Source organism: Terriglobia bacterium, assembly GCA_020073205.1.
In the GTDB taxonomy this organism is placed as follows: domain Bacteria; phylum Acidobacteriota; class Polarisedimenticolia; order Polarisedimenticolales; family JAIQFR01; genus JAIQFR01.
This window is the reverse complement of record JAIQFR010000101.1, coordinates 1-15207: the sequence shown is the minus strand read 5'-3', so window position 1 is coordinate 15207 and position 15207 is coordinate 1. Positions and strand designations below refer to the sequence as shown.

Below are 15207 nucleotides of genomic sequence, written 5' to 3'. Positions count from 1 at the left end.
TTGTCGAACAGGCCGCCCGTGTTGGTCAGCGAGTCGAAATCACACCCCGACGCGCAGACCGTCTTCGTTCCCGAGTACGCCCCCGCGATCAGGTAGCTGCTCGGGGAGGAGGGCGGCGTGCTCGCCGCCGGCGGGCTCGCCGTGAAACCGGCCGCCCCCGCCGAGGGGTTCACGCTCACGTTCCCCACGTTGTCCTGCGCCGCGACGTAGTACTGGATCCGATCGCCGGCGACGACGCCGCCGACGAGGGCGTAGTCCATGAGGCAGCTGTAGCTGCTCCCGCTCACGTAGGAGCACTGCGTCCCGGTGAACGCTCCGGAGGTTCCCTTGCGGAAGTAGATCACCGGCAGGCCGATCCCGGTCGTCGGCACGCCCGAGAAGTCCGTCACCGTCGCCGCCAGCGTCCGGCTGGCCGTGTCGGTCGTGTTCCCCGGGGGCGTGTACGAGATCGCCGGCCCGGAGAGGTCGATGCCGGTGAAGTTCCCGGCGTCGGCACCGATGTCCGTCGGGGTGAAGCTCGCCCGCGCGTCCCCGTCGTAGTCGTCGGTCACGGTCCCGATCGCGACACCGTTCCCCTCGACCACGGTCGTCAGCGCCGGGTTGATGTGAAGGTCGATGGCGACGATGCCGGTGGGGTCGGCGAACTTCGGATCGCTCGCGAAGCTCGCAGCGTCCTGACCCGTCGCCGTCTGCCACGCCGCGAGGGTCGCCTGGTCGATCGCGTTGAACAGGCCGGTGGTCCCGCCCGTGCCGCTGGCGTAGAGGACGTTGCTGTTGCTCGTCAGCCCGGTCGGGTTCGCGGTGGTCCCACCCACCCGGATCGCGTAGTGCTTGCCCGTGCCCGCCCCGTTGCTGCGCGCATTGACGAAGATGTTGTCGCGGTAGTTGCGGGTGTTCGTCGTGATCGAGCTCTGGAAGGCGAACGTGTTCGCCGTCCCGCCGACCGCCGTCCCGCCGACGTAGACGCTGTTGAAATGGAAGTTGTCCGTCCCCGCGGTGGTCTCGTTGATCCCGTTGATCACGATGCCATTCGCGAGACCGTTCCCCAAGTCGATCATGTTGTTCTGGTACGTGGCCGTCCCGCCGACGACGTAGATCCCGTTGATCGTCGCCGTGGCGCTCGAGCTGGGGGTCGTGAGCGTGTGGATCAGGTTCCGCGCGATCAGATTCGTCCCCGACGACGAGCTGTACACGATCCCCGTCACCGTGACCGCCGCGCTCGCGTTCGAGTTGGCGAGCGCGTAGATCGTGTTCTGCGAGACGGTGTGGTTCGTGCTCGACGCCGAGACGTAAATTCCGACGACCGACGCGCCCGATCCGGTCCCGGTCCCGCCCGCGGCGGTCAGGTTGCGCACCGTATTCCCCGTGATCGTGGCCGCGGGGCTCACGTCGTCGATCCCGTGCACGATCGTGCCGGTCGCCGTCGAGGAAGTCTGGATCGAGTTCGCGACGCTGCCACCCACCGTGTTGCTCTGGCAGGTGAACGTGACGCTCGTCGACGTGTTGACCCTGATGCCGTAGACGTTCGCGGCCCCGGTGCTCGAGTTCCCCGCCGTGATCCCGCCGATCGTGTTGTTCTTGACGGTCCACGCGCTCGTGCCGAAGTTGTAGATGCCCATCACGTCCGCGGCGCTCGAGGAGCTCGACGTGAACGTGAGGCTCCCCGTCGCGGACGGGCTGCCGATCGTGTTCCCGGTCACGTCGCCGACCGTCGTCAGGCCGCTCGAGATGTAGATCCCGCGGAACGCGCCGCTCGAGCTGGTTCCCGCGCCGGCGCCGGACATCGCGATGCCGGCGATCGTGTTCCCCTGGACGCTGGTCGCCGTGGTCGTCCCGACGCTGAGGTAGATCGGGATCAGGACCGACGACGAGCTGACGGCCACGAACCCGTAGGTCCCGGTCCCCGCGCCGCTCGCGTAGCCGATGGTGTTCCCGCTGACCAGGTAGTTGTTCCCCGACGAGTTGGTGATCCAGATCGCCGAGTGCTGGGCGCCCGTGGTCTGGGTCCGCGTCGCCGTCTGGTAGAACCGGTTGTTCGTCACGTTGTCGTCGGTGGATCCGCCGGCGATGTAGACCCCCGCGCTCGTGACCGCCGCGCCGAAGTAGTCGTAGATGTTGTTGCCGTTGATCACGATCCCGCTGTTGTAGTAGGACGACGACGTCGTCGTTCCGTTGATGTAGACCGCCTTGGTCGGCAGGTTCGACCCGGCCGGACCGAGGTTGCAGTACGAGATCGTGTTGTTGTCGTTCCCGTTCGTCGTGGAGGCGTCGGTGGCGAAGTAGATCGTGCCGCCGTTCGTGCCCACCGCCGCCGAGAACGACCCCAGCACCGTCGCGTTCGTCACGGTGTTCAGCGTCGCGCCGTTGATGAACCGGATCGTCGAGGTCCCCGTCGTCGCCGACGCCGTCGTGTTCGAGATCGTCAGAGCGTCGCCGCCCGAGTTCACGCCGTCGATCGTGACGTTGTCCGCGCCGTTCAGGTCGATCATCGGGCTGCCGGCCGTCGTGCCTCCCGAGATCGTCCGCGCCACGCCGCCGACCGGCTTGATCGTGATCGACGTGTAGGAAGCGGAGCCGGAGCCGCTCGCGTTCAGGGTCGCGGTCGCCGTTCCCTCGGCGGTGTTGCCGCAGATCTCGACGTTGATGGTCCCCGTGAAGGTCCCTGCGTTGATGGCGGCGAACGCCGCGCCGAGGGTGGCATAGCCGCCCCCGCCGCCTCCGGTCGCCTCCACGTCGACCAGGTTACCCTGATCGCAGACGCCCACCGCGGCGCGGGCACCCGGCATCATGACGATCGGCGCGACCGCCGACGACAGGACAGCCAGGCACACCGCCAGAAGACTCGTGAAGATCCGCCCGTTTCTCATCGCGCCCCCTTTACCATCCGGTCCCCGCCGCGGCGGAGACGAGCCGCTCGTCGCACGGGGAAATCCCCGCGGACGCTCGCGGCACGCCCATTTCGATAGACAGCCTTCTCGTGATTGCGCAGGCCGACCGCGGCCTGCCTGATTCGACCGACACTCTCTGCCCCCCGTGCCGATAGTGCTTCCTTATACGCCGCCCGAATCAGGCGCACAACCCCTTTTCTCCCAGATCTTTACGCCCAATCCAGGGTGGCCCGATTGAGCCAAGGACCCTGGCCCGTTTGTCGAGCGGACATCGGATCGCGGCGCTTTCCGCCGATCGATAGAATGAGCGCGGCAATCGTCGTCCGTCGCGCGGTCGCGGCATGCGGGAGATGAGATGGCCGAAGACAGGTCGGGTGCGGCGGGCTTGGCCCTCTGGGCCAGGGCGCAGGGATTCCAGCACCTCATGCGGCGCCGGGTGGAGGACATCCTCCTCGTCTCGAGCCTCTACGACTCGTTCATCCTCGCGGAGGACGGCCAGCTCAACGAGCTGATCCTGCACGAGTTCCTCGAGCTGAACCTGCGGCACACCCCGGGGCTCATCCGAGTGTCGTCGGGGGCCGAGGCCGTCGCCCTGGCCCGCGCCGAGCCGCGCTACAACCTGATCATCACCTCGATGCACCTCGGCGACATGGACGCGCTGACCCTCGCCCGGAAGGTCCGGGAGGCCGGACTCGACGTCCCCGTGATCCTGCTGGCGTACGACAGCCGCGAGCTCGGCGACTTCATGAAGCGGAACGACGTGTCGGACATCGACCGCGTGTTCCTCTGGCAGGGGGACGTGAGGATCCTGCTGGCGATCGTCAAGTACGTCGAGGACCGGACGAACGTCGCGCACGACTCGGGGGTGATGGGAGTCCAGGTGGTCCTCCTGGTGGAGGACAACGTCCGCTTCTACTCGTCGTTCCTGCCGGTGATCTATACGGAGATCATGGCCCACTCCCACAGCCTCGTGCCGGAGGGGATCAACCTCTCTCACAAGCTGATGCGGATCCAGGCACGGCCGAAGATCCTCCTCTGCTCCACCTACGAGGAGGCCTGGGCGTGCTTCGAGGCGTACCGGGAGAACGTCCTCGGCATCATCTCGGACATCGAGTTCCCGAAAGGGGGCAAGCTCGACCGCGAGGCGGGTGCCGACCTGGCCCGCAGGGTACGGGCCGTCCAACCCGATATCCCGATCATGCTCCAATCGAGCCACCGCGAGAACGCGTTCCTGGCCCGCGAGGCGGGGGCCGGCTTCCTGATCAAGGGCTCCCCCACGTTTCTCCAGCAGCTCCGCCGGTTCATCGTCGAGAACTTCAGCTTCGGCGACTTCGTCTTCCGCCTTCCCGACGGGACCGAGGTGGACCGGGCCCACGACCTCAAGGATCTCGAGGAGAAGCTCCGCACCGTTCCGGCCGAGAGCCTCGGGCACCACGGCGAGCGCAACCACTTCTCGAACTGGCTCAAGGCCCGGACCGAGTTCTCCCTCGCCCACCGCCTCCGCCCCCGCAAGGTCTCGGACTTCGCGACCCTCGAGGACCTGAGGGCCGACCTGATCCGTTCCATCCAGGAGTACCGGCACGACCTGAAGCAGGGGATCGTCGCCGACTTCGACCGCGAGTCGTTCGATCCCGAGTCCGGCTTCTCGCGCATCGGCGGCGGTTCCCTGGGTGGGAAGGCGCGCGGCCTCGCGTTCGTGAACCTGCTCCTCACGGAGCACGGAGCGCGAGACCGGTTTCCCGGCGTTCGGATCTCGGTCCCGCCGTCCGTCGTGCTGGCCACCGACGTGTTCGACAGGTTCCTCCACGCGAACGGCCTCGGGGACTTCGCGCTCAACGCGGTGGACGACGGGGAGGTGCTCCGCCGCTTCCTCGAGGCCGAGTTCCCTGCGGCGCACCTCGGCGACCTCGAGGCGCTCGTGGGCCGCGCGACCTACCCGCTGGCGGTGAGGTCCTCGAGCCTCCTCGAGGACTCCCAGTACCAGCCGTTCGCGGGGATCTACGAGACGTACATGCTCCCGAACGACCACCCCGATCCGGCGGTGCGTCTCGCGCAGCTCGTCGACGCGATCAAGCGGGTCTACGCCTCGACCTTCTCCACCCGGGCGAAGACCTACCTCTCGACCACCCCGTACCGCCTCGAGGAGGAGAAGATGGCGGTGATCCTCCAGAAGGTGGTGGGCGCGGTGCACGGCGACCGGTTCTACCCGAACTTCGCGGGGGTGGCGCGCTCGTACAACTTCTACCCGACCTCCCCGATGACCACCGAGGACGGGATCGCCGCCGTCGCCCTCGGGCTGGGCGAGACGGTCGTGGACGGGGAGGCCTGCATCCGCTTCTGTCCCCGCTATCCCCGCCACCTCGTGCAGTTCTCGTCGGTCCGGGACGTGCTCCAGAACTCCCAGCGCGAGTTCTGCGCGCTGACCCTTCTCGACGCCGTCCAGGACGCCCCGCGCCCCGCGTTCGAGCTCAAGCGGCTCGGGCTCGAGGCGGCGGAGGAGGACGGGACGCTCTCGCTGGTCGGCTCCACGTACTCTCCCGAGAACGACGCGGTCTACGACGGGATCTCGCGACCCGGGGTGCGTCTCGTGAACTTCGCCCCGATCCTGAAGCACAACCTGTTCCCGCTGGCCGAGATCCTGGATGCCCTGCTCGGGATCGGGAAGGACGGAACCAGCACCCCGGTGGAGATCGAGTTCGCGGTCCGGCTCGCCGCCGAGCCCCGTGAGCCACACGAGTTCGGCTTCCTGCAGCTGCGTCCGCTCGCGCTCTCCCGCGAGATGGCGGAGCTCGCGATCGGAGGCGAGGATCCCCGGAGCGTGCTCTGCTCGAGCCCCGCGGTCCTCGGCCACGGAAGGATCGAGGACCTCCTGGACGTGGTGGTGGTGGACTACCACCGGTTCGACCGCGGCCGGTCCCGCGACGTGGCCCGCGAGGTCGCGCGCCTGAACGCGTCGCTGGCGTCCTCAGGGCTCCCCTACCTGCTGATCGGCGTCGGGCGCTGGGGCTCCGCCGACCCGTTCCTCGGGATCCCGGTCAGCTGGGACCAGATCGCCGCCGCGCGGGTGATCGTCGAGGCCGGCTTCAGGGACTTCAAGGTGACGCCCTCTCAGGGGACCCACTTCTTCCAGAACATCACGTCGAGCCGCGTCGGGTACTTCACCGTGAATCCCGACGCCAGCGAGGGGTTCGTGGACTGGGACTGGCTCGCCGCGCAGCCGGCGGTCGAGGAGATGGAGTTCGTCCGGCACCTCCGCTTCCGCGAGCCTCTGGTGGTGAAGATGAACGGCAAGAGGAACGAGGGGGTGATCCTCAAGCCCGCCGGCCGCTGAGCGCGTCGTGAGCGAGTGCTTCTTCGTCTCCGACTTGCACGGCCGCCGCGAGCGGTTCGGAAAGCTGTTCGAGGCCATCGAGTCGCGGCGCCCCGCGGCGGTCTTCCTCGGCGGCGACCTGCTCCCGCACCCGATGGCGGCGCCCATGCCCGGCGACCCCGCCGGCCACGACTTCGTGAGGGACGAGCTTGCCGCCGGCTTCGAGAGGCTCCGGGAACGGCTGCACGGCAGCTACCCGAGGGTCTTCCTCATCCTCGGCAACGACGATCCGCGCGCCGAGGAGCCGGCGGTGCTCGAGGCTGCCGGGCGCGGCGTCTTCGAGTACGCCCAGCTCCGCCGGATTCGGTGGGGGGACTTCGAGGTGTACGGATACGCATTCGTGCCGCCCACGCCTTTCCAACTCAAGGATTGGGAGCGGTACGACGTGTCCCGCTACGTGGACCCGGGCTGCATCAGCCCCGAGGAGGGGTGGCGCACGGTCGACGTGGGCGAGAGGGAGCCCCGTGTGGCCACGATTCGGGAAGACCTGGATCTGCTCGCGGGAGACGCCGACTTGTCGCGGGCGGTCTTCCTCGTGCACGCGCCCCCCTATCGCACCCTTCTCGACCGCGCGGCGCTGGACGGGAGGATGGTGGACCACGCGCCCCTCGACGTCCACGTCGGTAGCATCGCGCTCCGCCGGTTCATCGAGTCACGCCAGCCGCTCTTGACCCTCCACGGCCACGTGCACGAGTCGGCGCGGCTCACCGGGGCGTGGCGCGATCGTATCGGCCGCACCCACGCGTTCTCCGCCGCGCACGACGGGCCGGAGCTGGCGCTGGTCCGCTTCGATCCCGGCGACCTCGACTCGGCGTCCCGAGAGCTGCTCTGAGCGCCGGCTACGCCTGAAGAGAGCCGATGCGCAGCGGCCTGGCGGCATCGGTAACGGCGCCGATCTTCGCGGCGAAGCTGGTCTGGCGGGCGATGTCGTCGTCCGTCACGAAGTGCGAGTCCAGAAGTCCGTCGGATCTGGCGCCCGTACGCAGGTAGTTCAACTCGTCCAGGCAGAGGCTCCACCCCTCGAGCCAAGCGTCGAGGTCCCGTTTCTGCTCCGCCGAGCCGGCGAAGTGGATCAGGAGGTCGATGTCGCTCGCGGGTCCCGCGGTGGCGTTCTTGGTGGATCCGAACACGTAGAGCCCCTTCACCCCGAACCGCCTCGGGTCGAGCTGGGCGGCGATCCTCTCCGCCATCCGGAGCCGCCACCTCCAGTGCGTATCGGGGCCGACGGTCTCCGCCTCCCGGCGACGGTCCGTCGCGGCCTCGGCGGCGGAGGATGCGGGGGACGCGAGCAGGCCCACAGCTCGGTCCTGATCGGCGTTCATCAGGATCCGAAGCACGAGGCCGTCCGTCGCCCGGGGAATGTCGATGACTCGGATCGTCTCCGCGAGCCTGTCGGCGTCCGGTAGCAGGTCCAGGAGGATGTTGCGGGTCTCCGTCAGGAACCGCTCGTTGAACACGTTCTCCGGCTCGTCGGGGTAGAGCGGCAGGTATCGGATCCCCGCCTCGACGAGGTCCTGGAAGAAGTGGGTCCCGAACGAGAGGTCGGGGACGTAGTTCCCCTCCTTCCGGGCGATCTCGATCAGCACCGCGGTGTTGTTGATCTCGGAGTAGGTCACGCTCACGCCGAGCTTGATGTCCCCCCGGCTCCCCCACCGACCCGGGCCCATCAGGACGAACTGCCGCTTCGGGAGCAGCTTGTTCAGCTTGCCAACCGCGCGCCCGATCTCGCGGAGGGTGGCCAGGTCCGCGACGTCCTTGTACCGCGCCGGATCCACGTAGACGACGTGCGTGATGTCCGGGACGCGCCCGTTGGACACGTAGCGGCTCGCGGTGAAGACCACCCGGTCGCGAGGGAGATCCGCTGGGATCGGCACCGCCACCGCCTCGGCCGCGTAGCTCTGCGGGCGGCACTGGAGGAGGTAAAGGTGCGTCCCATTGTGAGCGAACTCCACGTCCACCGGAACGCCGAGCTTCTCCTGGAGGAGCCTGAGCAGGGAGCGCATCCGTACCACGAACGGCGTCCTGGACGCGAGGCCGTCGAAAGTGACGACCAAGTCGTCCCGGTCGAAATCGATCTGGAACGGGAGCGGCTGCCTTATCCCCCCCTCCGCGACGATCGAGACGAGGTCACCCACCATCGGGTACGAGGCGCCGTGCTCGCGGAGCAGCTTCGTGACCTCGACCGACTCGAACGCGCGGGACTCGAGGTTGATGACGTCCACCATCTTCGGCGAGTACCGCACCACCTCGTCCACGGTCACGTTGACCCTGAGGCCGGGCTGCCCCGGAGCGATCAGGATCGGGTAGTCGTCCACCATGCGGTCCACCGCCCGTGTCCCGAGTCCGGGCACGAGCCGCAGCAGCCCGTCGTCCCGCTTGATCCGTGCCGACCAGCGGAATTCGTTGTTGCTGAACGCGACGCCGGAGAACGCCGGCAGGAAGTAGCTGCCGATCCTCGATCCGACCACCTCCTGGATCATGATCCCCATCTCCTCGTGCAGGTCGAGGAGACCTCGCTCCGCGCGGTATTCCAGTGGATCCGGGCCGAAGATCGAGGCGTAGACCTCGGCGATCGCGTCCTGGAGCGCGGCGAGCCGCTCCCTCTTGCTCCCCTGGTTGGCCAGGAACAGGCTCTTGTACTTGCCGGAGAACGCGGCGCCCATCCGGTCCTCGAGGAGGCTCGAGCTGCGCACGATCAGGGGCTGCTCTTCGAAGTCGTCCAGCGCCATCGAGAGCCCCTTGACGACCTCCGGCGAGAAGTGGGAATTCTTGAACACCTGCACGATGTGCGGGTACTCGCGGCGGACCTGGTCCAGCTCGAGGTACTTGCGGTTGTAGACGTCCTCGAGGTGGTTGTACTGGATGAAGTTCAGGAGCCCGTCCGAGGTCACGTACCAGGTCTTGGGGACCTGGATGTCGGACAGGAGGTCCGCGTACTCGGTGGACTTCCGGACGATCTGGGTCGCGAGGAAGAGGCCGGAGCTCTTCCCGCCGAGCTTGCCGTGTCCGTTGGGGGGACAGATGATCCGTTGGGCCAGGTCGTAGAAGTCGTCGACGCCCACGTAGCTTTTCGCGGTGTTGATGAAATCCAGCTCATCGGAGAAGAACCGGCGGACCAGGGAGACGCTCATCGCCATCTGGACCGGCCGCGTCATCTCCCTCGGCTCAACCCCCACGAACCGGAACCTCTGGATCGCTTCTGCGATTTCCGGGACGGTGGTCCCCGGGTTCTCGAGGGCATCGAGGAGGAAGCTCGACTTGTCGTCCTTGATCCATTTCTGGATCCTGGAGACGATCTCCGCCTCGCTGAGGTGGGACGCCGCGATCCGGAAGGTCTCCTCGGTGAGACGCAGGAGGTCCTGGAGCGTCTTCTTCTCGACCGGCTGGTTGTCGTCTAGGGTGACGTCCTCCTGGGTCCCGCGGTCCGGGGCGAAGCGCTGCAAGAGGCGCTGAGCCTCCTCGATCCCGTTCCAGCAGAGGTGGTTCAGCATCTTCCGCGAGAGCCGTATCAGCAGGTGCCGGTCGGTGTAACGGAGGAATTCGATGATCACCCACCAGTCCTGCTTGCGGTCGGCGGTGGCCTGTTGGGCCACGTCCCATTCCCGAAGCGCCCCCTGCAACCGGCGCTGGGTCAGGTAGTGCGTGATCCGCTCGGCGATCGTGTCGATCAGCTTCCGCTCCTCCTTCAGGAACGGTCCTTCGTCGGAGCGAGGCATCGGCTGGACGTAGTACACGTCCACCTTCCCGACCGGCCGGCCCTGAACGACGATCGGAGAGCTCTGCACCCAGGGGGTCTCCAGGAAGTCCTGAGGCTCGTAGACGACGTCCTCGATCGTGATCCGCGCCTTGCAGATTCCCGGATACTGCCAGCCCGCCGGGATGATCCCCAGGAGTCCGCGAAAGACCTCGTCCGGCGTCGAGTCGAGCTTGCTGACCAACTCGTCCACCTGGTAGAGGCAGTTCAGCTCCTTCGCGCGCTCCTGGAGGGCCTCGAGGATCTTGTCGATCGGGTCGTGCGTCAGGTCCATGGAGTTCAACCTCGGGTGCGGATCACGCCGCGGCCGGTTCGCCCGTCCACCCGGATCGCGAGCGGCTCGGACAGCCGCAGGTGGCGGACGCGCCCGGTATCGGACACCGGCGGTTGCCGCTCCAGCCATTCCCAGTCGATCCGGTCGTCCCGGTCGTGGCGAACGCAGAAGTAGCTCACCTCGAAGCTCGAGATGTTGTGGAAGAAGTGCGATCCCTGGCTCAGGTCCACGTTCATGTTCGGGAGCGTGGCCTCGACGATGGCGCGCGCCCCGCAGATCTGCCCCCAATCCACCGGGATGCCGAGCGAAGGATCCGAGCTGCCCCAACGTCCGAAGCCGACCAACAGGAAGGGATGCCGCTCCTCGAGGAGGCGACTGTTGATCGCGGCGATCTCCCCTGCCACGACCCGCGTCAGAGTGGGCTCGAATCGGCCGGGCCTCACGTAGACGAGGTCGCGAACCCCTTCGACCACGCCGTTCCCCATGACGTTTTCCGAGGCGAGGAGGACGCCGTCCGCGGTCAGCTCCGCCTCGGAGACCTCCACGAACTCGCGGGAGACCACGAGGGGGCGCACCTGGAGAAAGCCGAAGCGGGCCGGAGCGCCCGTCTCCTCTTCGAAGGTGACCGCGAACTCGATCTCGACCTTCTCCCCCAGCGCCTCCTCGCAGTCCTTCATCAGGCGCCGGATCAGGGAGTTCAGGGGAACGCGCTCGTGGACCAGGATCGGGGAGAAGTCCAGGACTCGCGGACCCGGCCCTTCGAGACCGGGCCTCAGGCGGTCGGACGCGGGGTCGTAGGTGGAGGCGACCCGCCAGAGCGTCCCGTCGGATTCGGCGTCGGCGAGACCCGCCCGCCCGAGATACTCGGTCTCGTTCATCGGGTCGTGGGCGGGGGGCTTCCCCATGTTCACCGCCCAGAACTCGGCCTGGGTCTGGTCCAGCAGGTCCCCGGCCGACGCGAACGGGGCGGGAGCCTTCGGGTACGCCGGGCAGTAGCTCCAGGCCAGGCCTCCGTCCACGATCGACTTCCCGAGCCCCAGCGCCAGGTTGACCACGCCGTCCTCCGGCCTTGCGTGGCCCGAGCGGTAGAAGCTGTACGACCTGACGACTCCCGAGAAGTCGGGGTAGAACCGGTCCCCGTGCCGCCGCCCGACGACCTCCTGGATCAGCACGGCCATCCTCTCGTCCTCGATCCCCCGATCGGTCATGCTCACGTAGTTCTTCGCGCTCTTCGAGAACGTGGACGCGTACACGAACTTGATCGCCTCCGTCAGCCTCCGGAAGCGGGAGTCCGCGTCGAGCTGGTTGTTGGGGATCATCTTCGTCTGGTAGATCCCCGCGAACGGCCGGTACAGGGCGTCCTCGAGAAGGCTCGACGACCTGACCGCCAGAGGCTGGTGCACCTTCTCGATCAGGCCGCGCAGGTCCCCGAGCAGCTCCGTGGGAAGCTCCGCCTTCCGGAAAGCGCTCGCGATCCGATCGTCGGGCAGGTCCGAGTACGCCACCTCGTGGAGCCGGTTGCGTTCCATGAACGCTTCGAACATGTCCGTTGCGACGACCGTGAGGGTCGGGATGCCGACCGAGAACGAGGGGAACGCGTCCGGCTCCAGGCGGGACAGGAGGAGCTCGTGGATCCGGAGAAGCCCGGCGCCTTTTCCCCCGACCTTGCCGGACCCGATCCGGGTGAACCGCTCCTTCCCGTCGAAGAACTTCCTGTCGAACCGTGGGATGTCGGGGATCCTCGGGACGTCCATGGGCATCGCTCCGGGAGGGTGCTGAGGCCCGGATGATAACCCAGCGCCCGGTGCCGTTGCGCGTCGGGCGCGATGGCGCCGGATCCCGCGACGGCACGCGGGGAATGGGTGCCGTCGCGGGTCCCGCACCCGCTCCGGGTCAGACCCAGCCGCGCTCGCGGCAGGCCTGCGCCACGCGGCTCACGGAGGTGACGTAGGCCGCGTCGCGCATGTACATCCTCTGCTTCCGGGCCAGCTCGCTGACGACCACGTAGGCCGAGGTCATCTTGACGTCGAGCTTCCCGAGGACCTCATCCTTCTCCCAGAAGTAGTTCATGTTGCACTGCACCTGCTCGAAGTAGCTGCAGGTCACGCCGCCGGCGTTGGCGAGGAAATCGGGAATCATGAAGATCCCGCGTTCCTTGATCACCGCGTCGGCCTCAGGGGTAGTGGGACCGTTCGCCCCCTCGGCGATCAGCTTCACCCGCTTGTGGATCGAGTTGACGTTCTCCCCGGTGATCTGGTTCTCGATGGCGTTCGGCATGAGGATGTCGACTTCCTGGTCGAGCCAGGCTTCGCCCGGGAGCACCTCGTATCCGAGGGCCCGCGCCTTCGCCTTGTCGATCCCGCCGAACCGGTCGGTGATCCCGAGGAGTGTGTCGAGATCGACCCCGTCCCTCTTCCGGAACGAGTAGGACTTCTGATCACCTTGGTCCCAGCACGACACGCAGATCACCTTCCCGCCCATCTGGTGGTAGAGCTGGATGGCGTACTGCGCCACGTTGCCGAACCCCTGGACGCTCGCGATGGTGTCCTTCGGATGGACTCCCAGCTCCTTGAGCGCCTCGCGGACGGCGAACACGACGCCGTACCCCGTGGCTTCCGTGCGGCCGAGGGAGCCCCCGAGCCCCACGGGCTTCCCGGTGATGAACCCGGGGTACTTCCCACCGTGGATCGTCTCGAACTCGTCGAGCATCCAGAGCATGTGCTGGCCGGACGTCATGACGTCGGGCGCAGGAACGTCCCGGAACGGCCCGACGTCGCGGGCGACTTGCCGGACCCAGCCGCGGCAGATCTGTTCCTGCTCCCGCTGGCTCAGGTTGTGCGGATCGCAGATGACGCCCCCCTTGCCGCCGCCCAGCGGTATGTCCACCACCGAGCACTTCCAGGTCATCCACATCGCGAGGGCCCGCACCGTGTCGATCGTCTCCTGGGGATGGAATCGAATCCCGCCCTTGGCCGGTCCGCGCGCGTCGTTGTGCTGAACCCGGAATCCGCGGAACACCTTGATCGTGCCGTCATCCATGCGGACCGGGATCGCGAAGTGGTACTCGCGAAGGGGGTACCGGAGCAGGTCGCGCGTGCCCGTGTCGAGCCTCAGGAGGTCCGCGACCTTGTCGAATTGCGTCTGGGCCATCTCGAACGCATTGAACCCCTTGTTCTTCATGAAGGTCCCTTTCTTGTTTCGGAGAGCGCTTCGATGAACGACTGCGGCGGCTCTCGCCTTCCGGTTGCCTCAGTTTAGCAGCTTCGAAACCGCCTCTCCAGGCGGAGGAACCCAAAGGGAGCCCGAATGGCCTTTTGATCGCCGGCGCCGAGCGCGCCGAGGAGCCGCGTCGGAGCCCTCAGGGCGGGGGTGGGTGGGGCTTCCCGGCGCCCGCCGTCTCGTGGGCACGGATGACGTACTCCGCCACGACCTCGGCGGCCCGGTGGAATCGCTCGATGGCCTCGATCCTCCCGTCCATCGGGGCGGGCTCGAGCCGGTCCCGCGCGGCTTCCGACCACCGGAACCCGCGGGTCCCCGAGGCGTCGGAGAGCACGCCCCCTTCGGCGGACAACGCGAGCCCCGACGCGTTCATCGCGACGTGCGGGCGCGACGCGTCGAGGAGGTCCGCGCCGACGGCGACGTAGGGACGGCCGGAGAGCGCGAGATGGTAGAGGGTCGGCATCACGTCCGAGTGCGACCCGAAGACGGTCCGGTCGATCGGGGGGTCGGGCAGGTACCCGGGCGGTATGTGGAGGAACAGCGGCACACCCCGCCAGTCCAGGAGCTCCCGCTCGGAGAACGTGACGAGCCCGCCGACGTTGTGGTCCCCGGTCACGGCGACGATCGTCGAGGCCCCCCAGGGCGCCGCCTCGACCTCGGAGAGCCAGTGGCCCAGGTGGTCGCACGCGTACCGGTAGCTCCGGAACCTCGCCATCATGAGGTCGGGGTTCCCCACCCTTCGTTTCCGGATCTCCTCCGGGACCGCGAGCGCCACCGTGGCCGCGTCCGGCGGGACGTCATAGGGCGGGTGGTTGGTCGTGGTGAGCGCGACGATGAACTGGGGGCGGGTCGCGGAGGCGAGCTTGGCCGACAGGTACCTGAACAGGTACTCGTCGTACACCCCCCAGTAGGTCTCGATGCCGCGGGCGCCGGGTGCGACCGCCGCGCGGATCTCGCGGCTCCCCTCGACGTGGTCGAACCCCTGCGCCCCCACGAAGCGGTCGAGGTAGCGCCAGCTCGTGCGCCCTCCGTAGACGAACGTCGTGTCGTAGCCGGCCTCGCGGAACGGCAGGCCCGCCCCGGTCGCGAACGCGACGCCGAGGTCCCTCGAGTCGACGAAATACGGCGTTCCCGGGCGCGCCGGCACGTTCGCGACGAGGCACGAGAGGCTCCCGATGGTCCCGTTGTCGCCGGGCAGGAAGTGCGGGAACAGGATGCCGTCGTCGAGGTGCCCCGCCATCGCGCCGAGGATGTCGAACGAGGAGGACTGGTACCGGATCAGGAAGCTCCCGAAGCTCTCCATGACCACCAGGACCACGTGGGGCGGGTGCGCCTCGAGCCGCGGGTTCCGCGGCGTCCTCGAGGTCAGCGCGTCCCGCCAGGCGTCGGGCCGGTCGAGCGGCACCTTCCTGCCGAGGTAATCGGAGAAAGCGCGGGGCTCCTCGCCGCGGTAGCCGAGGTCGGAGACGAGGTCCCGCCGCCGGCTCTCGCGCCACCTGAGCCGGATCGCCTGCTTCAGCGCGTACGGCCCGTTCAGGGTCATCTGGTTCACGAACAGGTGCGGCGAGATGTCCGTGTCGATGAGACCGAGCGGCTTGATCCCGAGCGAGCCGCGCGCGGCGAGCGCGTGGAGCACGACGGCCGCGGCGATCGCCCCCGCCGCCCTCGGGCCCCGTGACCGGGAAGCGGGCGGTCCGGCCTC

The 15207-nt window shown here is 67.9% G+C and carries 7 protein-coding genes; 2 read left to right on the top strand and 5 right to left on the bottom strand.

Translation table 11 applies throughout. The annotated features are described in order from the left end of the window. Positions 1 to 2867, bottom strand: a 2867-nt coding sequence (locus LAO51_16580) for a hypothetical protein (GenBank protein MBZ5640358.1), incomplete at its 3' end; no start/stop codon positions are given. 445 nt (positions 2868 to 3312) lie between these two features. Between LAO51_16580 and LAO51_16575 the strand changes: the two genes are divergently transcribed. Both LAO51_16575 and LAO51_16570 read left to right on the top strand, forming a co-directional pair. Then, complete coding sequence (locus LAO51_16575) at positions 3313 to 6219, top strand: histidine kinase (GenBank protein MBZ5640357.1); 2907 nt, start codon at positions 3313 to 3315, stop codon at positions 6217 to 6219. A 7-nt stretch (positions 6220 to 6226) separates the two neighbouring features. After that, on the top strand, positions 6227 to 7090 hold the full coding sequence (locus LAO51_16570) for a metallophosphoesterase (protein MBZ5640356.1): 864 nt from the start codon (positions 6227 to 6229) through the stop codon (positions 7088 to 7090). A 7-nt stretch (positions 7091 to 7097) separates the two neighbouring features. Here the strand turns inward: LAO51_16570 and LAO51_16565 are convergent, their stop codons facing one another. The 4 genes from LAO51_16565 to LAO51_16550 form a co-directional block, all read right to left on the bottom strand. Continuing rightward, a complete protein-coding gene (locus tag LAO51_16565) occupies positions 7098 to 10286 on the bottom strand; it encodes a nucleotidyltransferase domain-containing protein (protein ID MBZ5640355.1) in 3189 nt (1062 codons plus the stop codon). A gap of 5 nt (positions 10287 to 10291) precedes the next feature. Further along, a complete protein-coding gene (locus LAO51_16560) occupies positions 10292 to 12040 on the bottom strand; it encodes a PEP/pyruvate-binding domain-containing protein (protein ID MBZ5640354.1) in 1749 nt (582 codons plus the stop codon). Between the two features lie 139 nt (positions 12041 to 12179). Further along, positions 12180 to 13466, bottom strand: a complete 1287-nt coding sequence (locus tag LAO51_16555; GenBank protein ID MBZ5640353.1) for a Glu/Leu/Phe/Val dehydrogenase — start codon at positions 13464 to 13466, stop codon at positions 12180 to 12182. Between the two features lie 178 nt (positions 13467 to 13644). Continuing rightward, positions 13645 to 15207 (bottom strand): LTA synthase family protein (locus tag LAO51_16550; protein ID MBZ5640352.1); only part of this gene is annotated, 1563 nt, incomplete at its 5' end.

What these genes read in the sequence shown, in the direction of transcription:
- LAO51_16575 (MBZ5640357.1), top strand. Translation starts at nt 3,313, where the DNA reads ATGCGGCGCCGGGTGGAGGACATCCTCCTCGTCTCGAGCCTCTACGAC.
- LAO51_16565 (MBZ5640355.1), bottom strand. Translation starts at nt 10,286, where the DNA reads ATGGACCTGACGCACGACCCGATCGACAAGATCCTCGAGGCCCTCCAG.
- LAO51_16560 (MBZ5640354.1), bottom strand. Translation starts at nt 12,040, where the DNA reads ATGGACGTCCCGAGGATCCCCGACATCCCACGGTTCGACAGGAAGTTC.
- LAO51_16555 (MBZ5640353.1), bottom strand. Translation starts at nt 13,466, where the DNA reads ATGAAGAACAAGGGGTTCAATGCGTTCGAGATGGCCCAGACGCAATTC.